The 25,757-nt window shown below is 67.3% G+C and carries 25 protein-coding genes, 1 tRNA gene and 1 pseudogene; 17 read left to right on the forward strand and 10 right to left on the reverse strand.

Features of this window, described 5'->3' with window-relative positions:
- Positions 1-76 precede the first annotated feature (76 nt).
- Positions 77-595: an N-acetyltransferase family protein gene (locus ACQEVY_RS18600; protein ID WP_432949859.1), complete on the forward strand. Its 519-nt coding sequence runs from the start codon at positions 77-79 to the stop codon at positions 593-595.
- Between the two features lie 58 nt (positions 596-653).
- Here ACQEVY_RS18600 and ACQEVY_RS18605 read toward each other — a convergent pair whose 3' ends face one another.
- Positions 654-1,460 (reverse strand): dioxygenase family protein, encoded by an 807-nt coding sequence (locus ACQEVY_RS18605; RefSeq protein WP_432949861.1) that lies wholly within the window; start codon positions 1,458-1,460, stop codon positions 654-656.
- A gap of 133 nt (positions 1,461-1,593) precedes the next feature.
- Between ACQEVY_RS18605 and ACQEVY_RS18610 the strand changes: the two genes are divergently transcribed.
- On the forward strand, positions 1,594-2,097 hold the full coding sequence (locus ACQEVY_RS18610) for a MarR family winged helix-turn-helix transcriptional regulator (protein WP_432949863.1): 504 nt from the start codon (positions 1,594-1,596) through the stop codon (positions 2,095-2,097).
- 223 nt (positions 2,098-2,320) lie between these two features.
- Here ACQEVY_RS18610 and ACQEVY_RS18615 read toward each other — a convergent pair whose 3' ends face one another.
- Complete coding sequence (locus ACQEVY_RS18615) at positions 2,321-3,862, reverse strand: MFS transporter (RefSeq protein ID WP_432949865.1); 1,542 nt, start codon at positions 3,860-3,862, stop codon at positions 2,321-2,323.
- A gap of 182 nt (positions 3,863-4,044) precedes the next feature.
- Positions 4,045-4,689, reverse strand: coding sequence for a TetR/AcrR family transcriptional regulator (locus tag ACQEVY_RS18620; RefSeq protein WP_432949867.1), 645 nt, complete (start codon positions 4,687-4,689; stop codon positions 4,045-4,047).
- A 250-nt stretch (positions 4,690-4,939) separates the two neighbouring features.
- On the opposite strand from ACQEVY_RS18620, the gene ACQEVY_RS18625 reads away from it, so the two are divergent.
- From ACQEVY_RS18625 to ACQEVY_RS18650, 6 genes are all read left to right on the forward strand, one after another.
- Positions 4,940-6,220, forward strand: a complete 1,281-nt coding sequence (locus ACQEVY_RS18625; RefSeq protein ID WP_432949869.1) for a M6 family metalloprotease domain-containing protein — start codon at positions 4,940-4,942, stop codon at positions 6,218-6,220.
- 93 nt (positions 6,221-6,313) lie between these two features.
- Positions 6,314-7,999 (forward strand): IclR family transcriptional regulator domain-containing protein, encoded by a 1,686-nt coding sequence (locus ACQEVY_RS18630; RefSeq protein ID WP_432949871.1) that lies wholly within the window; start codon positions 6,314-6,316, stop codon positions 7,997-7,999.
- Between the two features lie 65 nt (positions 8,000-8,064).
- A complete protein-coding gene (locus ACQEVY_RS18635; protein WP_432949873.1) occupies positions 8,065-8,487 on the forward strand; it encodes a TIGR02611 family protein in 423 nt (140 codons plus the stop codon).
- 159 nt (positions 8,488-8,646) lie between these two features.
- A complete protein-coding gene (locus tag ACQEVY_RS18640) occupies positions 8,647-11,925 on the forward strand; it encodes a family 78 glycoside hydrolase catalytic domain (RefSeq protein WP_432949875.1) in 3,279 nt (1,092 codons plus the stop codon).
- Between the two features lie 618 nt (positions 11,926-12,543).
- Positions 12,544-13,977 carry a glycoside hydrolase family 43 protein gene (locus tag ACQEVY_RS18645; RefSeq protein WP_432949877.1) on the forward strand — a complete coding sequence of 478 codons (1,434 nt, stop codon included), beginning with the start codon at positions 12,544-12,546 and terminating at the stop codon, positions 13,975-13,977.
- A gap of 169 nt (positions 13,978-14,146) precedes the next feature.
- Positions 14,147-14,219: transfer RNA gene (locus ACQEVY_RS18650), tRNA-Arg, on the forward strand.
- Positions 14,220-14,401: 182 nt separating this feature from the next.
- Here the strand turns inward: ACQEVY_RS18650 and ACQEVY_RS18655 are convergent.
- Both ACQEVY_RS18655 and ACQEVY_RS18660 read right to left on the reverse strand, forming a co-directional pair.
- A complete protein-coding gene (locus ACQEVY_RS18655) occupies positions 14,402-15,070 on the reverse strand; it encodes a site-specific integrase (protein WP_432949879.1) in 669 nt (222 codons plus the stop codon).
- Positions 14,995-15,981 (reverse strand): Arm DNA-binding domain-containing protein, encoded by a 987-nt coding sequence (locus ACQEVY_RS18660; protein ID WP_432949881.1) that lies wholly within the window; start codon positions 15,979-15,981, stop codon positions 14,995-14,997. Before ACQEVY_RS18660 ends, ACQEVY_RS18655 begins: the two co-directional genes overlap by 76 nt.
- A 349-nt stretch (positions 15,982-16,330) precedes the next feature.
- Between ACQEVY_RS18660 and ACQEVY_RS18665 the strand changes: the two genes are divergently transcribed.
- Positions 16,331-16,534, forward strand: coding sequence for a helix-turn-helix transcriptional regulator (locus ACQEVY_RS18665; RefSeq protein ID WP_432949883.1), 204 nt, complete (start codon positions 16,331-16,333; stop codon positions 16,532-16,534).
- On the opposite strand, the gene ACQEVY_RS18670 is transcribed toward ACQEVY_RS18665, so the two are convergent.
- The gene (locus ACQEVY_RS18670) at positions 16,531-16,893 is read right to left on the reverse strand and encodes a hypothetical protein (protein WP_432949885.1); all 363 of its coding nucleotides are present in this window, start codon (positions 16,891-16,893) and stop codon (positions 16,531-16,533) included. The genes ACQEVY_RS18665 and ACQEVY_RS18670 overlap by 4 nt on opposite strands.
- 310 nt (positions 16,894-17,203) lie before the next feature.
- Between ACQEVY_RS18670 and ACQEVY_RS18675 the strand changes: the two genes are divergently transcribed.
- Both ACQEVY_RS18675 and ACQEVY_RS18680 read left to right on the forward strand, forming a co-directional pair.
- A complete protein-coding gene (locus tag ACQEVY_RS18675; protein WP_432949887.1) occupies positions 17,204-18,118 on the forward strand; it encodes a recombinase family protein in 915 nt (304 codons plus the stop codon).
- 85 nt (positions 18,119-18,203) lie between these two features.
- The gene (locus tag ACQEVY_RS18680; protein ID WP_432949889.1) at positions 18,204-19,181 is read left to right on the forward strand and encodes a hypothetical protein; all 978 of its coding nucleotides are present in this window, start codon (positions 18,204-18,206) and stop codon (positions 19,179-19,181) included.
- Between the two features lie 111 nt (positions 19,182-19,292).
- Here the strand turns inward: ACQEVY_RS18680 and ACQEVY_RS18685 are convergent, their stop codons facing one another.
- Positions 19,293-19,736, reverse strand: a complete 444-nt coding sequence (locus ACQEVY_RS18685; protein WP_432949891.1) for a DUF4357 domain-containing protein — start codon at positions 19,734-19,736, stop codon at positions 19,293-19,295.
- 559 nt (positions 19,737-20,295) lie between these two features.
- Here ACQEVY_RS18685 and ACQEVY_RS18690 point away from each other — a divergent pair.
- The 3 genes from ACQEVY_RS18690 to ACQEVY_RS18700 all read left to right on the forward strand — a co-directional run bounded on the left by ACQEVY_RS18690 (position 20,296) and on the right by ACQEVY_RS18700 (position 22,058).
- Entirely contained in the window at positions 20,296-20,628 is a 333-nt protein-coding gene (locus ACQEVY_RS18690) for a hypothetical protein (protein ID WP_432949893.1), read from the forward strand.
- A gap of 104 nt (positions 20,629-20,732) precedes the next feature.
- Positions 20,733-20,957 (forward strand): hypothetical protein, encoded by a 225-nt coding sequence (locus ACQEVY_RS18695; RefSeq protein WP_432955672.1) that lies wholly within the window; start codon positions 20,733-20,735, stop codon positions 20,955-20,957.
- A gap of 744 nt (positions 20,958-21,701) precedes the next feature.
- On the forward strand, positions 21,702-22,058 hold the full coding sequence (locus ACQEVY_RS18700) for a hypothetical protein (RefSeq protein ID WP_432949895.1): 357 nt from the start codon (positions 21,702-21,704) through the stop codon (positions 22,056-22,058).
- Here ACQEVY_RS18700 and ACQEVY_RS18705 read toward each other — a convergent pair.
- A pseudogene (locus ACQEVY_RS18705) lies at positions 22,048-22,369 on the reverse strand (transposase); the annotation flags it as partial. The gene ACQEVY_RS18700 and the pseudogene ACQEVY_RS18705 sit on opposite strands and share 11 nt — an antisense overlap.
- Positions 22,370-22,568: 199 nt before the next feature.
- Here ACQEVY_RS18705 and ACQEVY_RS18710 point away from each other — a divergent pair.
- Positions 22,569-23,018, forward strand: coding sequence for a hypothetical protein (locus ACQEVY_RS18710; protein ID WP_432949897.1), 450 nt, complete (start codon positions 22,569-22,571; stop codon positions 23,016-23,018).
- 16 nt (positions 23,019-23,034) lie between these two features.
- Here ACQEVY_RS18710 and ACQEVY_RS18715 read toward each other — a convergent pair whose 3' ends face one another.
- Together ACQEVY_RS18715 and ACQEVY_RS18720 are read right to left on the reverse strand one after the other, a co-directional pair.
- Positions 23,035-23,604 carry a zinc-ribbon domain-containing protein gene (locus ACQEVY_RS18715; RefSeq protein WP_432949899.1) on the reverse strand — a complete coding sequence of 190 codons (570 nt, stop codon included), beginning with the start codon at positions 23,602-23,604 and terminating at the stop codon, positions 23,035-23,037.
- A complete protein-coding gene (locus ACQEVY_RS18720) occupies positions 23,502-24,329 on the reverse strand; it encodes a zinc-ribbon domain-containing protein (protein ID WP_432949901.1) in 828 nt (275 codons plus the stop codon). The genes ACQEVY_RS18715 and ACQEVY_RS18720 overlap by 103 nt, the downstream gene beginning before the upstream one ends.
- Before the next feature lie 275 nt (positions 24,330-24,604).
- Here ACQEVY_RS18720 and ACQEVY_RS18725 point away from each other — a divergent pair, with 275 nt between their 5' ends.
- Positions 24,605-25,237, forward strand: coding sequence for a hypothetical protein (locus tag ACQEVY_RS18725; protein ID WP_432949903.1), 633 nt, complete (start codon positions 24,605-24,607; stop codon positions 25,235-25,237).
- 173 nt (positions 25,238-25,410) lie between these two features.
- Entirely contained in the window at positions 25,411-25,719 is a 309-nt protein-coding gene (locus ACQEVY_RS18730) for a cold-shock protein (protein ID WP_432949905.1), read from the forward strand.
- Positions 25,720-25,757: the final 38 nt, after the last annotated feature.

The following is a 25,757-nucleotide window of genomic DNA, read 5'->3' on the forward strand; positions in this document are numbered from 1 at the left end:
TCCGGACAGAATTCCCAACCTGCCCCTCAATTTTTCTGATCTTGCAGTACCCTGTGCCGCCACAAAGGGAGGCCAGATGTCGTCGAAACGTACAGAGGTGCTGGTCAGACCGGGAGTCGAGGATGACCTCGTCGCTCTCACCGACCTCTACAACCACTACGTACGCGAGACGCCTATCACTTTCGATACCGCGGTCTTCACTCCGGAAGAACGCCGCCCTTGGCTGCTCTCCCACCCTGAAGACGGTCCGCACCGCCTGAAGGTTGCCGTGGACGTGGACTCACAGGAGATTCTGGGTTACGCCACATCCAGCCTTTACCGAGCCAAGCCCGCCTACGGCACCTCCGTCGAGGTCACCGTCTACCTCGCCCCGGATGCGGGCGGGCGCGGCATCGGCACGCTGCTCTACAAGTCCCTGTTCGAGGATCTGGCTCACGAGGACCTGCACCGGGCATACGCGGGGATCGCCCTGCCGAACGAGGCCTCCGTACGACTCCACGAGCGCTTCGGTTTCCGCTACGTCGGCACGTATCGCGAGGTCGGGCGGAAGTTCGGACGGTACTGGGACGTGGCCTGGTACGAGAAAGAACTCTAGGGGCTCCGCTCGTACGGGAACACCCTTCAGCCGGACTGCACCGACTGCTTGGCCATGCTCAGCCGAACTGCACCGACCGCTTGGCCATGCCCACCCAGAAGCCCTCGATGACGGACTTCTGGTTCTTCAGTTCGCCGGCCGCGTCCGCCGCGCCCATGGTCACGAAGAGCGGGGCGAAGTGTTCGGTGCGGGGGTGGGCGAGGCGGCCCGCCGGGGACTTGCGCTCGAAGTCGAGCAGTCCGTCGATGTCACCGGCTTCCAGGGCGGCGCGTCCCCAGTCGTCGAACTCGCTCGACCAGGAGGGCACGCCGCCGCCCGTGTGCCGCAGGGCCGCGAGGTTGTGCGTGAAGAAGCCGGAGCCGACGATCAGGACGCCCTCGTCGCGCAGCGGTGCCAGCTTGCGGCCGATGTCCATGAGGCGGACCGGGTCGAGCGTGGGCATCGAGATCTGGAGTACGGGGATGTCGGCGGCCGGGAACATCTCGACGAGCGGGACGTACGCCCCGTGGTCGAGGCCGCGGTCGGGGATGTCCTGTACCGGGGTGCCGGGGGCACGCAGCAACTTGCGTACGGACTCGGCGAGTTCGGGGGCGCCGGGAGCCTCGTAACGGACTTGGTAGTAGTGCTCGGGGAAGCCCCAGAAGTCGTAGACGAGCGGGATGGTCTCGACCGCGCCGAGGGCCAGTGGGGCCTCTTCCCAGTGGGCGGAGACCATGAGGATCGCCTTGGGGCGGGGCAGGCCGGCCGACCAGGCGGCGAGTTCGCCGGGCCAGATGGGGTCGTCGGCCAGCGGCGGGGCTCCGTGCGAGAGGTAGAGCGCGGGCATGCGCTCGGGGGCGGAACGCTCCTCGGTGGCGGCGGACATGGCGGCGGCTCCCCTCCGGGATCTCGTGATCGACCTCAGCACTTGAAGCCGTACTTGAAACCTAAACTTATCTGAAAAGGACAATAGCTCCCTTTCGTTTAAAATTCAAGGAGGGGTCGTCTACAGTAGATACATGGATACGGCACACGTTGAAGAGCCGCGCTGGCTCAGCGATGAGGAACAGCTCGTCTGGCGTGCGTATGTGCACGCCACCGCCCTCCTCGAGGACCACCTCGACCGTCAGCTCCAGCGCGACGCCAAGATGCCGCACATCTATTACGTTCTGCTCGCATGCCTCAGTGAGGCACCGCACAGGCGACTGCGGATGACCGAACTCGCGATGAAGATGAAGATCACGCGGTCCCGGCTCTCGCATGCCGTCGCCCGGCTGGAGAAGAACGGCTGGGTGCGGCGCGAGGACTGCCCCTCGGACAAGCGCGGACAGTTCGCGATCATCACGGACCAGGGCATGACCGTCCTGAAAGAGGCCGCGCCCGGTCACGTCAACGCCGTCCGCCGGGCCATCTTCGACCGGCTCTCCCCGGACCAGCAGAAGGCCTTCGGCGAGGCCCTGCAGATCATCGCCGAGGGTCTCGAGCCGAAGGATGCTAGCGCGGATTTGCCCTGGCTTCGCTAGGCGCTCGCCAGGCCTCCGGAATGTATGTCGGACTGCGGGTCCGTCGTGGCTGGTCGCGCCCCGCGGCGGAGCCGCAAATGTGACAGCCCCGCCCCTAAAGGGGCGCATGGATCTGCCCGGCTCCACCGCTCATGGAGCCGGGCAGATCCCGGATTCGTACGTACGAAGTCGTCCCCACCACTGCGTACGTACGAGGGTCAGTGGGAGACCCCGTGCCGTCCCGTCAGTGGGCGACCACCGGGACCGGCAGCTCGTCCTCGGCCTCGTCGCCCGTGCCGGTGGGCGTCGCCGACATGTCGGGCTTGCCGGCGTTGACGAGGGTGCCGACGATGACCGCGGCGAGCACCAGCATGCCGACGGCGAACCAGATCGCGTTGGTGTAGCCGTGCACCTGGCCCTGGAGCTGGACCAGCTGCTGCTGGGAGCGGGAGGTCGCGGAGCCGATGTTGTCCGCGATGTAGGAGGTCGTGGCCGACGCGGCGATCGTGTTCAGCAGGGCCGTGCCGATCGCGCCGCCCACCTGCTGCGAGGTGTTGACCATCGCGGAGGCGACACCGGAGTCCCGGGGCTCGACGCCCAGGGTGGCCAGGGACATGGCCGGCATGAACGCCGTACCCATGCCGAGACCGAGCAGGAGCATCGCCGGCAGGATGATCGAGGCGTACGACGAGCCGATCTCCAGCTGCGTCATCAGGAGCATGCCGACCGCGGCGACCAGGAAGCCGGGGCCCATCAGCAGCCGCGCGGGAACGCGGGTCATCAGACGCGTGCCGATCTGGGTCGAGCCGACCATCATGCCGACGATCATCGGCATGAAGGCGAAGCCGGTGCTGATCGGCGAGTAGCCCTTCACGATCTGCAGGTAGTAGGTCAGGAACAGGAACGTGCCGAACATCGCGATGATCGCGATACCGAGCGAGAGGTAGACGCCGCCGCGGTTGCGGTCGGTGATCACGCGCAGCGGCAGCAGCGGGGCCTTGACGCGGGACTCGACGAGTACGAAGGCCGCGAGCAGGACCGCGGAGGCGACGAACATGCCGACGGTCACGGAGTCGCCCCAGCCGTCGGACTCGGCGCGGGTGAAGCCGTAGACCAGCGCGACCAGGCCCAGGGTGGAGAGCAGAACACCCGGGATGTCGAGCGGGTTGCGGTTGCGGCCGCCCTCCGGCTCACGGATGACGAAGTACGCACCGGCCGCGGCGACGATCGCGAACGGGATGTTGACGAAGAACGTCCAGCGCCAGTCCATGTACTCGGTCAGCACGCCGCCGAGGATGAAGCCGACGGCGCCGCCACCACCGGCGATCGCACCGTAGATACCGAACGCCTTGGCGCGCTCCTTGGCGTCCGTGAACATCACGGCGAGCAGGGAGAGCGCGGCGGGCGCGAGCAGTGCGCCGAACACGCCCTGGAGGGCGCGGGCGCCGAACATCATCGCCTCGTTGGTGGCCGCGCCGCCGAGCGCGGAGGCTGCGGCGAACCCGATGAGGCCGACGACGAAGGCCCGCTTACGGCCCCACAGGTCGGCGATCCGGCCGCCGAAGAGAAGGAGACCGCCGAACGCGAGGGCGTAGGCCGTGACGACCCACTGCCGGTTGCCGTCCGATATCCCCAGGTCCTGCTGGGCGGAGGGCAGGGCGATATTCACGATGGTCGCGTCGAGTACGACCATGAGCTGGGCGAGCGCGATGAAGACGAGCGCTTTCCAGCGGTTGGGATCGGAAGCCGGCGCCTTGGTGGCGGTGGCCTGGTCTGTTTCAGACATGGGGGTACCCACTCCGGTACTTCGTAGCGAAAAAAGATGACGTAAAGGGACGATCCGTCGGTGACGTCTTCGTCGGTGACGGCCGGAAGTCTTTGTGTGAGTCGTGAGTTGTGAGTCGTGAGTTGTGAGTCGTGAATTGTGAGTTGTGAGTGGTGACTTGCGCTGGGCGCGGAACTAATCGCTCAGGCTCGTCGCAGGTCCTCCAAGGTGGGGGCCGCGCCGGGCAGTTCGGACCGGGCCGGTGTCCGCAGGCCGTCCAGGAACAGCTGCAGATGACGGTGTACGAACCGGTCGTGCGCCAGACACATGGCGCCCGCCGGCGGCCGGGAGAGCTGGGATACGGAGATCATCAGGTCTCCGACACCCACGTCCCGGCGCAGTTGCCCGGCCTCCTGGGCGCGCTCCATGAGCTTTTCGACCAGCCGCTCCATCCGCTCGCGCGCGGCGACCAGATCCGGGTGCTGCTTGTCGAAAGTCTCGATCATCATCGGGCAGAGCGCGCTGACCCGTTCGTCGGCTGAGACGTGGACGAAGCGGGACAGCGCCTCGAAGGCGTCGCCGCTCGTGGCGAGCATCTCCTCGGCCTGTTCGGAGACCCGGTTCATGACCGAGCAGACGACCTCCCGCACGAGTGCGTCGCGGTCCGGGAAGTTGCGGTACACCGTGGCGTTGCCGACGCCGGCCCGGCGGGCGATCTCGTCGAGCGGCACATCGGGGCCGAACTCGACGAACATCTCCCGGGCGGCGGTGACGATCCGCTCCCGGTTGCGCAGGGCGTCGGCGCGCGGCCGGGGCGCCTTGCGCTGCTCGGGGGTTGCGGTCTGCACGGCGTACTCCTGAGTGCTGATGGTTCGCGATCCGGGGAAGGGCTCCCCGTTTCGCTCGGACACAGGTCTAAACGGGGAGACGCTCCCCGGATATTTCCCACCTGAGGAATTTTTCTGTGATCCAGGCCACAGCCCTCCGGAGGCCCACGTTCGGTCTCCTCCAGCGCGCGCCCGACCGGCGGCCGGAACAGGGTGATCGCACAGGGTGCAGCCGGAAACAGCAGGCTGCCTGGAGCGAAAGGCCCCCTGCATGCAGCCCGCCAGCCGCCGGATACGTTCGCGCCGCCGCATAGCCGCCCTCGCATCCATGACCCTGCTGACGCTGGTGGTCAGCACCTCGGCGGACAGCGGCCGACTGCCGGCCGACTCGCTCACAGCGGCGGGACCGGTCGCGACGGCCCGCCCGGCGGCGCTCAGCCCGTGCAGGATCAGCGGCGCGGTGGACGTACAGCTCTCCGAGGGCATCCCGACCCCGCCCGGCTACGCCCGTTCCACCGGCACCGTCCGGGCCCTGAACCTCATGGTCGACTTCTCCGACGCCCCCGGCCGGGGCAGCGCGCTCGACCGCTACCGGGAGTTCTTCCCGCAGACCACCCGCTGGTTCCGCACCAGTTCGTACGGCCGTCTCGACTACCGCCCCTCCGCCCCCGTCCGCGACTGGCTGCGCATGCCCAAGCCCTTCAGGGCGTACGGGATAGAACGCGGCGCCCCCTTCGATCCCGCGTACCGGAAGCTGGTCGAGGACCTCGTCTCCGTGGCCGATCCGAAGGTGGACTTCAAGGCGTACGACCTGCTGAACGTCCTGGTCACCCCGAACGCGGGCCCTTCTGCCCTGGACACCGTCCTGTCGGTGACCTTCGCGGGCAACGCGGAGGCGCCGGTCGCCGACGGCGCGCCCGTCGCCAACGCGTCCTTCATCTACAGCCGCCAGGACGACGGCTCCGGCTCGTACGACAAAACCGGCTACCGCGTACTCCCCCACGAGAACGGCCATGTCTTCGGCCTGCCCGACCTCTACACCCAGGACGGGGGCGGCGCGGTCGGGCACTGGGACATCATGAGCGAGGACTGGGGAGCCGGTAACGACCTGCTGGCCTGGCACAAGTGGAAGCTCGGCTGGCTCGACAACGACCAGGTCGCCTGCGTGACCGCACCCGGCACCAGCGAGCACGTCCTGACTCCGCTGCCCGAACGCGGCGGCGGCAAGCTGGTCTTCGTGCCGCTCGACGCCAAGCGCGGGTACGCGGTCGAGCTGCGCACCCCCGGCGGCAACGACGAGGACGTCTGCAAGCCGGGCGTACTCGTCTACAAGGTGGACGCGGACGTCGACACCGGGCACGGCCCCATCCATGTGGTCGACTCCACCAAGGGCAGCGGGGGGTGCACGCGCAGCCCGAACGTGCACGCGGAGTTGTCGGACGCGGCGTTCGGGCCGGGGCGGCAGTTCAAGGACGTACGGGAGGGGATCCGGATCCGGGTCGGGGAGAGTGACGGGGACGGGAAGGCGCGGGTGTACGTGACGCGTCGGTGAGGTGGGGCGGCTCCGGCTGGTAGGGCGGTGGATGGTCGGCGGTGGTTACGGTGTTCCACACACCGCCACGGAAAGCCGAGAACCCCAGAGCCCATGTCATCGACCGACCTCACGCCGGCACCCGGCACCCCCGATGCCGACGCGCCCGTGCCCGCGGAAGCCGTCGCCCCGCTGATGCGCGGGATCGCCGTGCTGCGCCGGCTCACCGAGGCGGGCGGGACGTCGAGTCTCAGCGGCCTTGAGCGGTCCACGGGGCTTGCCAGGTCCACCGTCGACCGGATCGTGGCGACGCTGGAGCGCATGGGGTACGTACGCCTGGATGGGCGAGACGCCGTGCTCGCGCCGCTGCTGATGGAGCTGGGCAACGCCTATCTGGCCGCGCTGCGGCTGCCCCGGCTGCTGGACGGGCGGGCCGACGCGCTCGCGGACGAGCTGGACGAGTCGGTGTCGCTGGCGGTCGCCGACCGGGACGGGATCCGGTTTATCCACCAGGCGACCCGGCGGCGCGCGATGTCGCTGAGCTTCCGGATCGGCGATCTGCTGCCCGCCGAACGCACCGCGCCGGGGCCGCTGTTCGCCACGGAGTGGAGCGAGCAGGACTGGGCGCGGTGGCGCGAGCGGCGGGCCGCGGATCCCGAGGACCGGGGTTTCCCGGCTTTGCCGCCCGCTGAACGGCCCACCGCGGACGGGGAGTTCGAGGAGCGTACGCGGGAGGCGGGCGAGCGGGGGTGGGCGCTGGACGACCAGTTGATCGAGCCGGGGCTTGTCGCCGTCTCCATGCCCGTACGCGAGCACGGTGGCGGGCGTATCGCCTGCGTGGTGAGCGTGGTGAGTCACACCAGCCGGCATACGGCGGACTCGTTGCGGGAGACCTTGCTGCCTCGGTTGCGGGAGACCGTGCGCGCGATGGAAGGGGATCTGCGCGCCGGTCTGGGGGCGGCCATCGCCGTTCCTCCGGCCGCTCCGTCCGGGCTCGCGGTCTGGACGGGGGCGTCGAAGCAGGAGCTGGGCCGGGAGTTCGTCGAGTCGCTGGCGCGCGGGCTGACGGTGCTGACGTCGTTCGGCGAGGGACGCGCCGAGCTGACGCTCACGGAGGTCGCGCGGGCTACAGGGCTCGCGCGCGCGACGGCTCGACGGGCGCTGATCACGCTGGAGCACCTGGGGTACGTCACCTCGCACGGGCGGACTTTCGCGCTGACGCCGCGCGTCCTGGGCCTCGGCTTTCCGCCGCTGTCGCGCACGACGCTCCCGCAGATCGCGGGACCGTACCTGGCCGAACTGGCTGGCCTGCTGCACGAATCGGCTTCGCTGGCGGTCCTGGCGGGCGACGAGATCCAGTACACGGCGCGTGTCGCCACCAGCCGCATCATGAGCGTCAACATCACGATCGGGACCCGGCTGCCGGCGTACGCGACCTCACTGGGCCGCGTGATGCTCGCGGACCTGTCCCCCGCCGAGCGCCCCGCCCCCGCCGTGCCGGTGTTGACCCCGCGCACGATCACGGACCCGTCCGCGCTGACGGCCGTCCTGGATCGCGTACGACATGACGGCTACGCCCTGGTCGACGAGGAACTGGAGGAGGGCCTGCGCTCCATCGCCGTCCCGGTCCGCGACCGCACGGGCAGGGTGGTGGCCGCGGTGAACGTTGCCATGCACAGCTCGCGACGCACTCCGGAGCAGTGCGTCGCGGAGGTGCTGCCTCAGCTGCGTACGACGGTGGACGCGATCGAGGCGGACCTGCGGGTGGCTGGCCGGTTCACCCGCGTACCGGCGTCGTGAGCCGGACGGCGCCGTACGTCGCACCATGAAGTGAGAGCAGCGTTCCCTTCGAAGGGCTGATCCACGTGCCGAACGCAGACAGGGCCGACGGTGAAGTGGGCGAAGTGACGGACGAGAGGCCGCTGGGCTCCAGGGCGCCGGAGTTCATCAGGCGCTCGCGGCCGCTGCACCTGGGCTGGCGGGCCGGTGTCCTGCTGATCGGCCTCGCCGTCGTCGTCGTGGGGGTGATCCTGCTGCCGCTGCCTGGGCCCGGCTGGCTGGTGATCTTCGCCGGAATGGCGCTGTGGGCCACCGAGTTCGCCTGGGCGCAACGCATCCTCCGCTGGACCAAGCACAAGGTCACCGAGGCCGCCCAGCGCGCCATGGACCCGCGCGTCCGCCGCCGGAACCTCATCCTGACCGCGGTCGGCGTCGCGATCTGCGCGGCACTTCTGTCGGCGTACGTGTGGAAGTACGGCTTCGTCATGCCGTGGGGGATCAACCGCTGAGCTGTGCACCTGCCGGCCCGAGTCGGCGCCCGGAAGTCACTTACCTGACGCACCTCTTGACGCACCGGGCACGTGCGCCCCAAGGTTGAGCCGTTTCCGGACGTAAAACGTTGCCCACAAAACTGGCGCCGCTTTGAAACGATTCAGATTGGAGATCGCATGCTACGTAGACGCTCGCTTTTCCTCGTACTCCTGAGAGGCCTGGTCGTATTCGCCGTGGTCGAAGGCCTATCGGTCCTGCCGGCGGCCGCCTCCCCCGCGGCATCGGATTTGGAGGCGCCGTTCACCGTGAAGGCCCTGACCACCAACGGCCGGGTGGACCCATTGGGCATCGATGCCGAGGACCCGGTCTTCGGCTGGCAGTCGATGTCGACCAGACGGGCGGCCTCGCAGAAGGCTTACGAGATCCAGGTCGGGCGCACGCCAGGGGCTACCGATGTGTGGTCGTCCGGCAAGGTGGCATCCGACCGCCAGGTCGGCGTGCGGTACGGCGGTCCTGAGCTGAAGGCGGGCACGCGCTACTCCTGGCGCGTGCGTGCCTGGGACGACAAGGGAGTCGCGAGCCCTTGGAGCGCGCCCGCGCACTTCGAGACGGGCCTGCTCAGCCCTGGCGACTGGGACGGCGCCCAGTGGATCACGCGCCCCACCGCCCCGAGTGAGTTGGACAAGTGGACTAACTACACCGCCACGGTCGAGTTCGAGCTCGACAGCTCTGCCTTCGGGATGTTCCTGCGTGCCCCGGATGTGAGCAACGGCTACATGTGGCAGTTCAGCGTCACGGGCTCCACTCCGATGCTGAGACTCCACCAGCAGGTCAACGGCACGTACTCCGTAGTGCAGCAGGTGGATCTCGCGCCCCACGGGTTCACCAACGCGAGCCTCCTCGACGGCCGGCACACCGTCCGCTACGACGTGGCGGGCAGCACCATCAAGACCACCCTCGACGGCAAGCTGGTCAACACCTTCACGGACTCCACGTTCGCCAAGGGCTACATCGGCTTCCGTACGCACTCATGCTGCGACGAACGCGGAACCATCCACGAAACCGTCGTGACCAGCGCCGACGGCGACACCCTGCTCGACACCGACTTCGCGTCCGGCCGCAACCCGTTCACCGGCGGTGACATCACCGACTCCGCCCTCGTCGTGTCCGGCACCACGGACGCCCTCTACCAACCCACGGCCCGGCCGCAGCCGCTGCTGCGCAAGGACTTCGCGACCAGGACCGGCAAGAAGATCGCCTCCGCGCGCGTGTACGCGTCCGCCCTCGGCCTGTACGAACTGGAGCTCAACGGCAAGCCGGTAGGCGACCAGGTGCTCGCACCCGGCTGGACCAACTACCACAAGCGCATCCAGTCCCAGACGTACGACGTGACGAAGCAACTCGCCAGCGGCGACAACGTGATCGGCGCATCCCTGGCCGACGGCTGGTGGGCCGGCAAGGTCGGGCTCGGCTGGAGCCGCCAGTACGGGGACACCCCCGCGCTCGTGGCGAAGATGCGTATCACCTACACCGACGGATCGGTCCAGTGGATCGCCACGGACGGTTCGTGGAAGGCGGCGGACGGGCCGTACGTGAAGGCCGACCTGCAGGACGGCGAGACGTACGACGCCCGCCTGGCGCCCTCGGGTTGGAGCCGGCCGGGATTCGACGACGCGAAGTGGGAGCCCGCCGCGAGCCTTGAGTCCCGTACCGCCCTCCTGGTGCCACAAAGCGACGAGCCGGTGCGCCGCACCCAGGTGCTCAAGGCCCAGAAGCTGACCGAGCCCACCACCGGAACGTACGTCTACGACCTCGGCCAGAACATGGTCGGAGTCTCCCGGCTGACCCTCACCGGCTCCGCCGGCCAGACCGTCAAGATCCGTTACGCGGAAGTGCTCAACAAGAACGGCACCCTCTACACCGACAACTTCCGCAGCGCCAAGGTCACCGACCGCTACACCTTCGCCGAGAACGGAACAATCACCTACGAACCCACCTTCACCCAGCACGGGTTCCGCTACATCGAGATCACCGGGGTGACCGAGCCGCCCGCGCTCTCCGACGTCAAGGGCGTCGTCTGGGGATCCGACCTCCCGTCCACCGGCACGCTGAAGACCTCGGACGGCATGCTCAACCAGCTGGTCAGCAACATCTCCTGGAGCCAGCGCGGCAACTTCCTCTCCATCCCCACCGACACCCCCGCCCGCGACGAACGCCTCGGCTGGACTGGAGACATCAGCCTGTTCGCGCCGACGGCCAACTACCTCGTCGACACCCGCGCGTTCCTGTCCCACTGGATGGCAGACGTACGCAACTCCCAGTACGGGAATGGGGACTTGCCAGCGGTCGTACCGACACCTCAGGGCCAGTTCGGCGAAAGTGGTGTCGGCTGGTCCGACGTGATGATCACCGTGCCGTACCACGTGTGGCGCGCCTACGACGACACCAGCATCCTGCGCGAGAACTACCCCGCCATGCGGAAGTTCTTCCAGTTCGTGCGCGACAGCGCCGGAGCGGACCTGCTCGAGCCCGGCCGCACCACGTTCTTCACCAACGACTGGCTACACCTGGACGACCCGACCGAGCAGGGCATCCTGGGCACCGCCTACTACGCCGAGAACGCCCGCATGATGGCCGAGGTGGCCAAGGCCCTGGGCGATGACGCGGCGGCGTCCGAGTACAGCAAGCTCTCCACCGACATCCGCGACGCCTTCACCAAGGCGTACGTCGCAGCGGACGGCACCGTGATGCGCAACTCGCAGACCGGTTACGCGCTGGCCCTCGGCATGGACCTGATCTCGGATCCGGCACTGGTCGAAAAGGCCGGCGAGAAGTTCGTCGCCAAACTGGCCCTGACCGACTACCACTTGAGGACCGGCTTCATCGGCACACCGCTGCTGCTGCCCGCGCTGAGCAAGATCGGGCGCGACGACCTGGCGTACAGGATGCTGCTGCACAAGGACTACCCGTCCTGGGGCTACGAGGTCGCCAACGGCGCCACCACCATGTGGGAGCGCTGGAACTCGATCATGCCGGACGGCAGCTTCGGCCCGGTCGACATGAACTCCTTCAACCACTATGCGTACGGGGCCGTGGGCGACTGGATGCTCCAGAACATCGGCGGGCTGTCGGCGCTCGAGCCCGGCTACAAGCGCTCCCGCATCGCGCCGGTGCCCGGCGGAGGGTTGACGGAGGGCTCCGGAAGCCTCAAGACCGTCTACGGCCTTCTGTCGTCCAAGTGGAACGCCGCCCGCGACGGCGAGTTCGACCTGAAGGTGACGGTGCCGGTCAGCACCGTCGCGGAGGTGCACGTACCGGCGAAGACGCGTGGGGCGGTGACCGAGGGCGGTCGGTCCGCGGACGCCGCAAAGGGCGTCCGGTTCCTGCGCATGGAGGACGGGGCCGCCGTGTTCGAGGTTGGGTCGGGCTCGTACAGCTTCGGTGTCCGTGGGTAGGGCACGGCGCGTGTGGGCGACATGAGTAACTGACGGCGCTCTCCTGCCAGTTCGGGTTCCGGCTGCTGGCAGGAGAGCGCGTCACCGTCCTGCTGGGGACGGATCAGGTGAGGGTCCACTTCTGGTTGCTCGCCGATTACGGCATCCACACGACGGGGTGACAGACCGTTGACCAGGGCTATCGCGTCGCCCCACCCACACAATCCGCCTCTTGTCCTAACTCTTGACACCTTCTCGCGGCCGCCTATAGCGTCTCGCCGACTTTCCGAACACTGTTCTATATATCGGACATGGATCGCTGACACTCGCCCGCTCACCACCCCACCTGTTGTGTGAGCGGCCGCCGCGTCGGCCTCCTCGTCCGCCACCTCCTCGACCGCACGAAGAGCCGACCACCACCGATCTCCGGGCCGCGACGGGAACGGCCCTAACGCCCCCACGCCTGCCTGTCTGTCATGGGCATGCAACTACCTCCTCCGTATGCGTACGAGCCGCCCCGGCGTCGTTCGTGACCCCGCTGAGCCACTCGGGCGTGGCTCCGTACTCGCCCTGTCCGAGCGGCGAATCGACGCGGAGTCGCGCGTCGTTCGGGCACACGAAGAAAGGCAGGAGACCGCCATGTCCCCGTTTCTCGCACGGCTGGCGGCGATCTGGATCGCCGCCTGTCTGCTGTTCACAGGCCAGGCCCTGACCGCACCACAGCAGGCCGATGCCGCCGACCCGGGCTACCTGATGACGCACTTCGTCGGTGAGGGGGAGACCGGCCAACAGCTCTACTTCTCGCACAGCACGGACGGTTTGCGCTGGAAAGACCTCAACGGCGGCGGTATGACCCTGCGTTCCACGGTGGGCACGCGGGGAGTTCGCGACCCCGCACTGGTCCGCTCCCCGGGCGGCGACAAGTACTGGATCATCGCGACCGACCTGTGCATCGACTGCGGCCAGTCGTGGGACGACGCCATCAACCGCGGAAGCCGCAACCTCGTGGTGTGGGAGTCGACCGACCTCGTCAACTGGTCCGCGCCGCGGCTGCTCAACGTCGCCGGAGCCATCCCCGACGGCCGCAACGCCTGGGCACCGGAGGCGATCTGGAACCCGGCCACCAACGACTACGTCCTGTACTGGGCGACGAACGTGCCCCTCAACGGCAAGACGAAGCACCGTATCTATTACGCCCACACCACCGACTTCCGCACCATCACCACCCCGAAGATCTACATCGACCGCCCCGGCACCCAGGAACTCATCGACACCCAGATCGTCGAGATGCCGGCAGGCGTCGGCAGCCACCGCTACGTACGGGCCTCCGGCGACGGCCAGCTCACCCTCGAAGGCAGCAACTCGATCCTGGGAACGTGGACGCGACTCGGCGATCTCTCCGGCATCGGCCTGACCGGTTCCCAGGTCGAGGGCCCGATGTGGTTGAAGTTCCGGGACCGCAACGAGTGGGCCCTGTACCTCGACCAGTACGCCTCAGGCCGCGGCTACATGCCGGTCACGACGACCAACCCGTCTGCCTCCGGCACCTACCGCCTCCCGGCGTCGGGCAGCTACGACATGGGCGGCAACAAGAAGCGCCACGGCTCGATCCTGACCCTGACGGCCGCCGAGGAGAGCCGCGTCCTCACCCGCTGGGCCGACACCCCGGCCAAGCGGCTCCAGTCGTTCAACTTCCAGGACCGGTACGTACGGCACGCCGACCTGGACGTACGCATCGACCCCAACGTCAGCCCAGCCGATGACGCCCGCTTCCGGCCGCGGCCCGGCCTGGCGGGCTCCGGCACCGTCTCCTTCGAGTCGGTGAACTTCCCCGGCTACTTCCTGCGCCACTCCAACTACGACTTCCAGCTGGTCCGCAACGACGGCACCGCCCAGTTCGCGGCGGACGCCACCTTCCGCCAGGTCGCCGGCCTGGCCGACGCGACCTGGTCGTCGTTCCAGTCCTACAACCACCCCGACCGCTACATCCGCCACTACGCCTACCAGCTCCGCCTCGACCCGATCACCACCGCGACAGCCCGAGGCGACGCAACGTTCCGCGCAACGAACTGACGGGTCCAGCCACCCTCAACGCCCACAATCCCGCACCACAAGCCCCAGAGACCCCAGGTCAGAAGCACTCCAGCCCACCGCCCCACTCCCCCGCCCCAATACGGAGACCCCTCGCCAGCACACATCCGCTACGCTATCCCTGGTCAATCCGGCCTTCGGGCCGCCGTCGGCCTTCGTAGCTCAGGGGATAGAGCACCGCTCTCCTAAAGCGGGTGTCGCAGGTTCGAATCCTGCCGGGGGCACAGTGCCTGACCAGGCAATATGAATCGAACAGCCCCCTCGAAATGATCTTCGAGGGGGCTGTTTCGTGGCCAGGAGGGGCTGTTTCGTGGCCAGTGGGACCAATGTGGGACCGAGGCCAGCGGCAGCGTGTGTGCTGAATATGTGCCGACTCGCTCCGGCCCCGTTGCAGCTCACAGCCCGGTTACGCGGCTGATTCCTCTTCGGCGGCTGGAGGCTCGGGGTCCGGAACGGCCTTGGGGCGTCGTGGCGCCTCGTGGCCAGGCTTCTGCTGCGCCTTGCGTGGAACGATTGCCACGGGCACGTCCGCGGCCTCCTGCTCGAGCTGCGGGAGGACGCTGGTGTAGGTGTCGGCGGTGAGCTTGTACGAGGAGTGCCCCAGCATCACCTGGATGGTCTTCATGTGAATGCCGGCCGCGAGGGAGAGCGTCGCGGCGCAGTGGCGCAGGTCGTGGAGGCGGATCGGGGGCAGCCCGAGCTTCTGGATGAGCCGGTTGAAGATCTGGGAGAGGTACTCCGGGTGGTACGGGCGGCCGTCCTCCCAGGTGAAGACGCGGCCGGAGTCGACGTAAGGCCCGTACTTCTTGGGCTCCTTTCGGTGCTTCTCCTCCCACTCCGCGCGCTCGGTCTGCTGACGGCGCCGCCAGAACTTGAGGAGCTGGTGCGTCTGGCTGTCGAGCCGGATGGTGCGGGCGCCGTTGTCGCTCTTGGGAGTGTCCTCCCAGACGTCGTAGGAGGCGGCAACGAGCTGTTCGCTGATGTGGACGGTGCCGAGGGTCATGTCGGTCTCGCGCCAGGGCAGGCCGCAGGACTCGCCAAGGCGGGTGCCGCGGAAGACCATGAGATGGAACATCGGGTAGAGCCGGTGCTCGGCGACAGCGTCCAGGAAGGCGCCGGTCTGCTCAGCCTCCAGACCATGACCGCTCCCGACTTCTCCCCCGTCTCGCGCCAGTGGGCGACGCGTTCGTCGGTCCAGACGAGCGGCTTGGGCGGGGTGTACTTCGGTAGGACGACGCGCCTGGCCCAGTTGTCGCTGATGAGCTTTTCGGTGTTCTTCGCGTAGTCGAGGGCGGCGCTGAGCTCGTTCTTCAGCTTGAGTTGGGCGCCGGGGCCGGTGATGTACCTCGGCTTCCTTCGGGCCTCGCGGAGCTTCTCCTTGGCCGCGTTCCATTGCTGGCGCAGTTCGGGCGGGCGCGGCTTGAGGGCATCCTTCCAGGCACGGTGGGCGGCCTCGCACTCCAGCCTGGCCAGCTCGGCGGCGTCCCGGTTGGCGGCGTGCTGCTCGTTGTCGCGCCAGATCTGCTCGAACATCTCCTGCAGGTGCCGGGTGCGCAGGTCCCGCATCTTGATCTGCCCCAGGGCCGGGATGAAGACCCGGTGGATGTGGTCGCGGTAGCTCTCGCGGGTGGAGCGCTTGAGGTCGACGCGTTTGTCGAACCAGCGGAGCAGGAAGTGTTCGACGGTCTCGTCGGAGAGCACGTCGATGCCGTCCTGCGCTTCGTCCCATAGCGTCTGGGCTTCTTCCTCTGCCTTCTTCTTGGTGAGGAAGCCTCCTCTGCGGACTCGGCGTCTCTTGCCGTCCGGTCCGGGCGGCAGGTCCATGGTGAAGTACCAAAGGCCGTGGTCGCGCTTGCCGAACAGAGGGCACTCCGTCCCGAGTTGCCGCTGCTTGGGGTTGCCGTCGTCGTTGAGGACGGGTTCGCCGTCCTCCCCCAGGACGGGCCCTCTGCACGCGCAGCGCTTGTAGACCGAACCCTTGAACACAGTTCCCCTCCTGTGTGCCACTTGAGCTGCCAAGCGAGGGAGATCATATGTGGAAGCAGAACGCCGTCTCCCATCTGCTTTGACAGACAGGGACGCACGCACTGGCACCGATCCCCCATCGACGTGGGCAGGTAATGAGGCGACCAGCCCCTGAAGAACCCACATATGTGGTGGCTTACATGAGCCCTATTGCTCGTGACCATCAATGCAGATCTTGCTCGGCCGCCGAGAGAGAACTTAGACTCCGTCGGCACTTCCTGGGAGGCGCGGGGGCGGAACAGGAGAGTCTGACCATGCGAGATCGAAAAGATCCGGCCATCCGGCACGCGTCGTCGGCGGTGGTGCGTCGATGACCCGGGACGAGGTGCTCGCGTTGCCGGTGACGGTCGACGTCCTGACGGCGGGCAAGGCGTTCGGCTTCAGCAGGAACACAACGTACGAGCTGATCAAGTCCGGCGAGTTCCCGGTGCCGGTGCACCCGTACGGCAAGGGCAAGCGCAGGGTGCTCACTTCGGAGCTGCGGGATGCCCTCGGAGTGCGACCGTCGGATTAGGGTGCGCTGTCCCTTGGAGTAGTCGGCGGCGTGTCAGCTACCTCGGGCACGCTGTCTGCCACCTGCGCTCGCTCAGCCCTGGTCGGGTCGGTCGAGTCCGAGATCAGTTCCGCGACGCGCAGGGTGCACTCCCACTCCGTCATCTGGCCCTTGATCACCACCAGGTACGACTCCTGGTCGGCGAAGCGGTACACCTGGCGCCACTTCTCTCTGATCCTTTTGTTCGGCAGGTACGTGTGGACGACAGCGTGGAGTTCCTCCAGTGCACTGTCCTTCGTTCCCAGCCCGCGGCGGATGATCTCGGTCCCGTAAAAGTCAGGGTTGCTTCCGCACTGCGCGATCACGGCCCAGTTGCCCACGCCTGCTCCCCCTTGGCACTGGCGGCATCGACGCCAGTCAGCCACAGCCCTGCCGCCTGGGCAAGGGGTCCGGTGACGCGGCATCAGCTCGTACCCATCCCAACGCCGACTCCGCAAGCCCCTTTCCCCAACAGCGAGTTGGCACATGCCGAGGCGCCCGGGACAATCCAGTAACCGATCTTCCCGTTGTACAGTCCGCCGTGCAGCTGCTGACCTCGGTTCACAGCCGAGTCTCAGATGTAGGGGTGACAATGCTGCGTTTTGGCATACCCTGCGCGTAGGAAGCAGGGGGATTTTGGCTGGAGAGTACATGAGGGCGTACGGGCATGAGACGGACGGCGTCACCGCCGTCCCCGAGGAGGCCGCCTACCTGGCGGCGGTCGCCAGGCTTCTCCTCGAGGAGGGGAAGCCTCTCACCGAGGCCACCGAGTGGATGACGAAGAACGCCGGACCGACGGTATCGGGGCGGCCGTGGTCGCCCACCACGCTGCGCCGCCGTCTGCGGAATCCGGCGATCGCCGGCCTTCGGGAGAACGCCGAGGGCGAGCTGGTCCCGGGCCCGGCCGAGCCGCTGATCGACCGCGAGACGTTCGATGCGCTGCAGGAGCTGTTCCAGGAGAACCAGAAGAGCCAGGGCAGCAAGTCCCGGCACGTGCACTACCTGTCCGGCGGCCCGGCGACCTGCGCCTTGTGTAAGCAGCCGCTGGTGGCCCGGTCCACGGCGAACGGCGGACGCGGGTACGTGTGCGAGGTCTGCGGCAAGGTACGGATCTCCGCCGAGCCGTTGGACGAGTACATCGGCGAACGCGTCGTCGCCCGGCTGGCGAGCCCTAAGCAGCTCAAGCGGCTCGCCGCGTTCCGTGACCGGTTGGCCGCGGAGGCGCGGGAGGCGGAGCGCTTCCAGAAGGAACTGCGGGGGCACAAGGAGGAGTTGGCGCAGGCGTACGGCGGCAAGGAGCTGAACCTGAGCGAGTTCCGGGCGGCGAAGGCCGCGTTGGAGAAGCGGCGGGGTGAGGCGATGGCGGCCGTACGACGGGGCAAGGCCCTCGAGGAGCTGCCGGAGTTGACCCCGCAGGGCGTCGAGACCTGGTGGAACGAGACCGCGGGCCGCGAGCAGCGCCGCAACCTCATCCAGCTCACCGTGCGGGAGGTGCGCGTGGGTCCGGCGACGGTGCGCGGGTCGCGGAAGTTCGACGAGGCCCGGTTCGAGATCTTCTGGCAGTAGCGGGCTGCCTGCGCTTCGGCTTGGCTGCCGACCCTTTCAGCGAGTGCTCCCGCACAGGTCACTCATTGCGCGGAGTGGGTGGATCATGACCGCCGACCCGCTGGCCGCGCTACCGGACCCGGCCGGCATGTCCGACGTCGAACTGCAGACCGAGGTCGCTGCACTGATAGACGCCGACGCGGCCTCAGCGCGTCGCTGGGCCTGTGACCGCCAAGACTGCGACGACCCGCCCCACGAGGGCTGGCTGCACCACCACGCCCGCGGCAGCCAGGTCACTCCTGAGAGTGAATGGACCTCATGGCTCCTCCTCACTGGACGCGACTGGGGAAAGATTCTGGCCGTCAACACACTCATCCCCACGCCGGGCGGCTGGAAGAAGAACGGCGAACTCCGCGTCGGCGACCAGGTATTCGACGAGTTTGGGCGCCCGTGCACGATGATGGCGGTGTTCGATGCCGTGCCCGACTGCGCGTATCGGCTGCACTTTTCAGACGGCACGACGATCGACGCCTGCGCGGACCACCAGTGGGTCACATGGGACTCGGCGGCCCGCAAGGCGCTGAACCGATCTGCCGGGACTGATGGCCAGTTCCCGGAAGATTGGCCGTCCTGGAGAGCTCCCGGCCGGTGGGGCAATGGACGGTCCGACGGCAGAGGGCCTCGCGTAGTGACCACGCAGGAGATCGTCGATACCATCACCGTCGGCAAGCGCGGCGACACGAATCACGCGGTACCGACCTGCAGACCACTGGAACTTCCTGAAGCTGAACTCCCCGTTGATTCCTACCTGTTTGGTGTCTGGCTGGGGGATGGCGACAGTAGGCAGGCGATCATCACGTCGGCCGACGAAGAAATCCCCGCCGCGTTCGAAGCTGCTGGCCACCCGGTGCTCCAGGTGGAGCATCGCAAGGGATTCTGCCCTCGTTGGTCGATCAGCGGGCTGCTTCCGCGGCTTCAAGCCCTGGGCGTGCTCGCCAACAAGCACGTACCGAGCGTCTACCTGCGGGCCTCCCGGCAGCAGCGCATGGATCTGCTCGCGGGCTTGATGGACGCTGTTCCTTGACCCCAAGGTGCCCGGAGCGCCGACAGCGACCGCAGACAGGCGACTCAGTGGGAGGCGCTGGGCGTCCGATGACCCCGGCTGCCAACGCGCGCAACCGGGGCCAGGGCGGCGTCAGCCCTCGTCAGACATCAGCTTGTCGCGGAGATCGTCCAGTGTCCGCCCGTCGGGCAGCCGCCAGAGCGTCCAGCCGTTGATGGCACTTCCGGTCACAGCGCTGGCGGCCTTGGAAGGTGACTGGAAAGGCGTTGCCTTCCCCTCAACGATCAGCTGCCCATCCGGCTGGACGATCGCCTTGGCGGACCGCTTGGCACGGGTCTGGCGGAACGTCAGCACGTCGTTGGCTCTGAGCAGTCCTGCCGTCATGAGCGGGGCAAGGGGCCCAATCGGAGGTGCTGAAGTGGCCTTGGCGGTACCTGCGCCTCCGCCGAGCGACACGTTGACCTCGACGGCCCCTTCCGCGCCAACCGCAGCGATGTGCGCCAACACTTCCGGGTCGAAGTGGATGGTGAGTGTTGCGATGTAAATCCCCTCCTCCGCTCGTTGGCCTGAAGCCAACTCTACTGTCTGCGTTCCACTCTAGTGCAGAGTAGACAGCAGAACTAGGGATGCGCGACACAGGGTGGCGTCACCGCTCCAAGAACCCTGCCCGCAGGTCTTAAGGAGTCATCTCGCCGGTCCACGCCCTGAGGCTGCTCTCCTCAACACCTCCGGCGGGCACCAGGGGATACCCGCCGCCCTCACCCACGAACTCGCGGCATGGCGGACCGCCGTCGCAGGCCGGGCACAGCCTGGACGGACATACTCCTGGGCACCATCCTGGTGGCCCTGGGCCGTGTCTCGGGCCCCGCCGACCGGGCACCCTGGAGGCTCTGCGCCGCCGCGTGCACGCCTGCTTCCTCGCACCGCAGACGAGTTCCCAGGACTGGCCAGGGACTCAGCGCCACCGATGCGGCGCTTCAGTGATCCTCCGGGCGACGCGCCCACGCGCCCGGTGACCAGTGGTATTCGGCTGTGCCCGAAACGCCTGGTGCCGGTCGAGGGATTCCATGGACCATGAGGGCGCCGTCTTACTGATCCAAACGCCTGGGCACAGGGCTGAACAGAAGGGCAGGACATGAAGAGCCTCTGGAAACGCGCACTCGTGACCGGAACAGCGGGGATCGCTCTCGCCGGCGGAGTCGGTCTCGCGACTGCCTCACCCGCGGCGGCTGCAGAGCGTAACGTGCTGCAGTGCAGCGCCTGGATCTCGGACGATGTCGCCATCGGCGACTGCTACAACCCCGGGACGCAGCTGCACGCGTTCTCCGTACGCGCTATCTGCGGCTGGGGCCCCGACGCCTACTCGAATTGGGTATATGTGAAGCCGGGCACGTGGGCCGCCATCGGTGTCCGCTGCGGCCCGTTGACCGCCGGCGTCGGCGGCGTGGCGATCGAGTACGGCGGCTGAGCGTCCCAGGACGCCCAGATCCATCAGAAGCCCCTCGAAGGTCGATGAAGGTCTTGGGTTCTGGCCCTGCCGCGTGAGCGGCAGGGCCAGACTCGTCATGCGCGATGGGCGAGATGGTCGGGCCGGACGTATGGGAGACCTGCCGGGATCTGATCCCGGCCGGGAGTGTGTTCGCGTTCTTGGCCGAGCTTCGTGGCGAGCTGTTCCCGGCTGAGATGTTCGCGAACCTGTATCCGTCGGCGAACGGACGGCCGAGCATGCCGCCGCAGATCCTGGCCTTCACCAGCATCGCCTGCACACTCATCTGCTACCGCCGACTCACCAAATGACATGACTTCTTATTGCGAGATCACGACGGGCAGCCTGCCGGACGGTTGGGGGAGATCATGAATCGAGTGAAATACGTGCCGTCGTTGCGTCGCACGCCGAACTCCACGTAGCAGCGGAAGCCGCTGTCTGCGGCAACGACGGTCGCTGAACCTGGGCCTGCAGTCCTGCGCGCCGTTTGGCGCACTGGGCCGTTCCACCTCTCGACGTAGACAATGCGGATTCGCGAACTACAATTCCCAGTTCCGGACGAGGCGGTTGCGATGAGGCCCGAAGGTGACCCGGGCGCTCCGCCCAGCGGCACGAACGAGCCGTGGGACTCAGCGCACTGGTTGGTTCCCAGACGGACGTTGTTGTCGTCGTACTGAATGGTCCGGTCTCCGGAGGCCGCCTGCGCCGGCACCGCCACCAGCGATGCTGATGTCCCGACTGCCAGGACTGCCGCCATCCCGGCGAGTGCTCGTTTCATCCCCATGACTTCTTACCTTCCTTGCAAGGGTCGGCTGGATCGGTTCGCACAAGGTGTAGCGGCTCAGGCGTTGTTCGGGTTCGGAGCAGTGGTCCGAACAAACAAATCCTGAAAATGTGGCGGGCTACCACGGCGCTCGTGAGCCAATTCAGCGAGTCATGTCGCTCAGTCACAGGTGAGGTGGGTGCGGGCCGAGCGGCGGCATTAGACACCGTTTCCTTTGGTGCTTGTCGGCCGTCAGCGTTGTCTTGTCACTGCGGCGTGAGAGCCTCCGGGCATGAGTTACGACTTGGCCGTGTGGGAAGGAGAGCAGCCAGCGGATGACGAAACCGCTGGCCGATCTTTCACGGACCTCTTCGACCGCTACCTGGACACAGAGGTGAGCGATCCTCCGACCGAGCGCATCGAGGCTTACGTCGCCGCGCTTGTGGAGCGGTGGGGTGACGTGACTGAAGATCTGGAGGACGCCTCACCCTGGGCTGCAGGACCGTTGATCGGCGGGGCCGGCGGTCCGCTCGTCTACTTCCCGATGAGTTGGAGCATGGCTGAGGAGGTCTCTGCCTGGGCAGCGGCCCTCGCGGACTCAATGGGACTGGTCTGCTTCGATCCTCAGCAGAATCGGCTCAGGCCCTGACGGTCCTGGTCAGGCGGCGATATCCGATCAGAAATGCTGCCAGGCCGACGAAGGCGAGGAAGTGTTCCGGCTTCCGCTCGTTGCGGCGGTGCAGGCGTCTGCAGCCTGCCAGCCAGGACACGGTCCTCTCGACCACCCAACGGTGACGGCCGAGCCGCGTGGACGACTCGATGCCCTTGGCGCGCGATGCGGTGGCGGATACCTCGTCCACGAAGCCATTTCCGCAGGTGGTCGTAGTCGTAGCCCTTGTCGGCGTGGAGCTTGGCAGGACGACGGCGGCGGGGCCCACGACGGGAGCGGACGGGCGGGATCCCGCGCACGAGCGGCTGAAAGGCAGCGGGTCGGGAGCCAGCGCGTACGACCGACTGAAGACCGCGGTCGGCGAACTCGCCGACACCACCGCCGACGCCGACACCCGCACCCGTGCCCTGAAGGACGCCCTCGACCTGCTCTCCGGCGGCAGCATCTCCCTCCAAGCCGCTGAGGCGCGTCAACAGCGCGATCCTCGACGTGAACGAAGCCCTGGACCACGACATCGACAAGGCCAACGGCTTCGGCAGGGCCCTGCTGAACAACAACGGCACGCTGAACACCACCACCCGCAACGGCCAGCAGCTCTACCAGTCCCTCACCTCCCTGAGCGACGCAGCCGCCGACGCGTCCGTATCGGCGTACGCCCTCGCGCAGCAGAACGGGAAGCCGCTGCCCGAGTCCCTGGCCGCCGCCCGCACGCAGATGGACAAGGCGCGCACGGCCGCTGTCCGGGCCGCTCAGGGTTACGGGCTGACGCGCGAGCAGGCCGAGGCGGTGGCCGACAGTCTCGGGTTGATGCCGTCGAAGGTCTCGCTGCTGCTGGAGACCGAGGGTATGGACTCCACGCTGGCCGATCTCCTCGCGGTGCAGGCCGAGTTGACCGGCTGCCAAGGGCGACCACGATCGAGGGCACCCCGCCCGTCGTGAGAGCGTGGCGGCATGTTCAGTCGTCCTCAGGGTCCGAACGTCCTCTGCGCGCGTTGGGACAGAGTTGGCAGACCATGCCTTTAGCACGGTTCGCAACGGCATCCTCGACAGCGTGGCCAGCGGGACAGAGCCACCACACCACGCGCCTGGTGTGTGGCGTCACCTGGTCAGGAGTGAGATCGCCGTTGAGAGTCGAGTGCCACTGTGCTGCCAAATCGGGCCGAAGAGTGGCGAGGCTGGTCGCCTCGGTGGCATAGCGACCCGAGCAGAATCCGCATCCCGTTCCCTTGGCTGTGCGCTGATCAATTCTTGCCTGCCATACATGCCCCGCGGAGCAGAGCCACCACACTTGCTTGCCCGACACTCCAGTCACCTGTTCCGGGGAGAGATCACCATTCAGTGCCGGGTGCCACTCTTGCGCGACCTTGGGGTATTTCGCTGCGAGAGACTTGGAACCGTAGTGCCGGGCACGAAGGGAGTTGGCTAAACGGTCGCCACTCTCCTTGGCAACGGTCCGCCCTGCCGCGACATAGGCGAGCGCGGCCTCGCACGCAGCTGCCGAAGGCAGGAGCGCCTCGTCGACCATCTTCTGCAGGACAGCCGCGGCAACAATGGCGTCACATGCCGGTCGAGCACATACTGAAGCTCCGCGAATGCCCTGACCTCCAGCTCGGATACGCCAATCAGTCCGCATTTGCTGCACGAGCTGCCGCTGGACCTCTTGAACACCATGGCACGCCACTCGTGCCCTCTGGCACAGCGCCACCAGACGTTGCGTCGTGCCCCGTACGGGACTTGTTCGGGGGTGAGATCGCCGTTCTTGGAGGGGTGCCACTCAGCAGCAAGTTCCGGGTGACGCGTGGCGAGGTCATTGCCGTAGCCAACCTTCTGGTTTGCGCAGTACGGGCATCCGGAGCGTGCCCGTCCTGTTCGGTTGGCGATCACCGCTTCCCACTCGTGGCCGCACAGCCCCAACCACCAGACATTCCGGTTCGATCGAGGAGCAACCAAATCGGGCCGCAGGTCGCCGTTTCGTGTCGGATGCCATTCGTGTGCGATATCCGGGGACTTCGTAGCCAAGTCATTTCCGAAACCCACTTTGCGGCTTCCGCAGTAGGGGCAACCGCATCCGCCGCGTCGCGTGTGGACGACCGCCTCCCACTCGTGGCCGCACTTCCCGAGCCACCACACTTTTCGACTCGACCCTGCGGCGACCGAATCCGGGGTCATATCTCCGTTTCGGGTGGGATGCCACTCACTCGCGACGTCAGGTGCCGCTGAGCGGCGGCTGACCTTTGTCGGCTGCGTCATGACGCGATGATCTATGACGGCTCGTGGCAGCGCGCATTTTCCCAACTTTCCACTGCATGGAGTGAGTTCGACCTTCGAGAACCGCCCAGTCGCGGCATGGCCTATAAACGCCCGTCTTCATCCTGCCCGGAAGTTCAGGTTGTCACCACACGTAAACAGCACCTTCCGATCGGTACCATGCTCGTCATCGTCACCTCGGCTCAGGCCACTCCGCAGCAGGTCGGCGCCGAGGTCATGCGCCGACTGCGTAACGCTCAGAGGGGAGGCCGGTTGTGATGGCGGGGCTCGGTGATTGGCAGATCGAGATGGCCGGAGTGCTGATCGGTGCCAGGACTGATGTACCGGCGAGCGAAGTCGAGGGTCTCGGTATCCCCGAATTTCGTACACAGGATGTGGATAACCCGGCCGGAGACGGCGCGTTCCCCGGCATCGACCTCTACGCGGCCCGGACCATCCGCATCGAGGCGGGTATCCGCACCGCAGGCAACCCGGCTGCGGCCCTCGACGTCCTCGGCCGCCTCCAGCGCGCCGCCGACGATCCTGCCGTACGGACAGACTCGAGCGCGCAGACGGTACTTCGCCTGCGCTGGCCTGGCCGCACAACTCGCCGACTCTACGGCCGACTTCGCCGCGAGGAAGCCACCAGCACTGCGAAGGCCGTACACGGCTGGATCCCGCTCGACCTCGAGTTCGCCGCCCTCGACCCGCGCTTCCACGCCGACGAAGCCTCCGCGCTCACCCTCGCCCTGGCCGCCGACGGCCTGGGCGGCTTCCGCGCCCCATTGGTCGCGCCGCTCACGACGGGCGTGGCGATCCCTGACGAACGGCGCGGCTGGGTACGTAACGACGGCGACCTCCCGGCCTGGCCATCCCTCTGCATCACCGGCCCGTGCACCGACGGCCGGTAGCCAGACCGGCCGCGCGTGATCGCTTGCTTTCGTCAGGTCCACAACACGCGGCCGCCCCGTCAGGGTGTGGCCGAATGTGATTGCTAGGTTGAACACTGATCCGGTCGATCACTGCTGACCACAGTGAGCGCCGGACGGCGATACGCCGATGACGCAAAGGGGGACAGGGGAGCATGCCTGAGACGTCCGAAGACGTGTTTTCTGGCCATGTGCTCGAGTGGCACCGCGACGCGGGGTGGGGAGTTCTTGCCTCCGATGCCCTTCCGGAGAGGGTGTGGGCACATTACTCGGCTATCCAGGTTGAGGGCTTCCGCGAATTGACCGCTGGTCAGTCTGTCACTTTCTCGGCCGAGGAGGCCGAGCAGGATGAATACCACTGGCGCGCCGTGTGCGTCTGGCCCGAGGCCGGAGCACGCCGCCAGTCAAACGGGGATGACGGTCCGGGCTACTCATCGAGCCTGGACATCGACTTCGATTCCTGATCGCGCATCGGTTTTACCGACCGGATCAGTCCTATCAG

It is taken from the genome of Streptomyces sp. CA-288835 (genome assembly GCF_050936385.1).
Classification (GTDB): Bacteria; Actinomycetota; Actinomycetes; order Streptomycetales; family Streptomycetaceae; genus Streptomyces.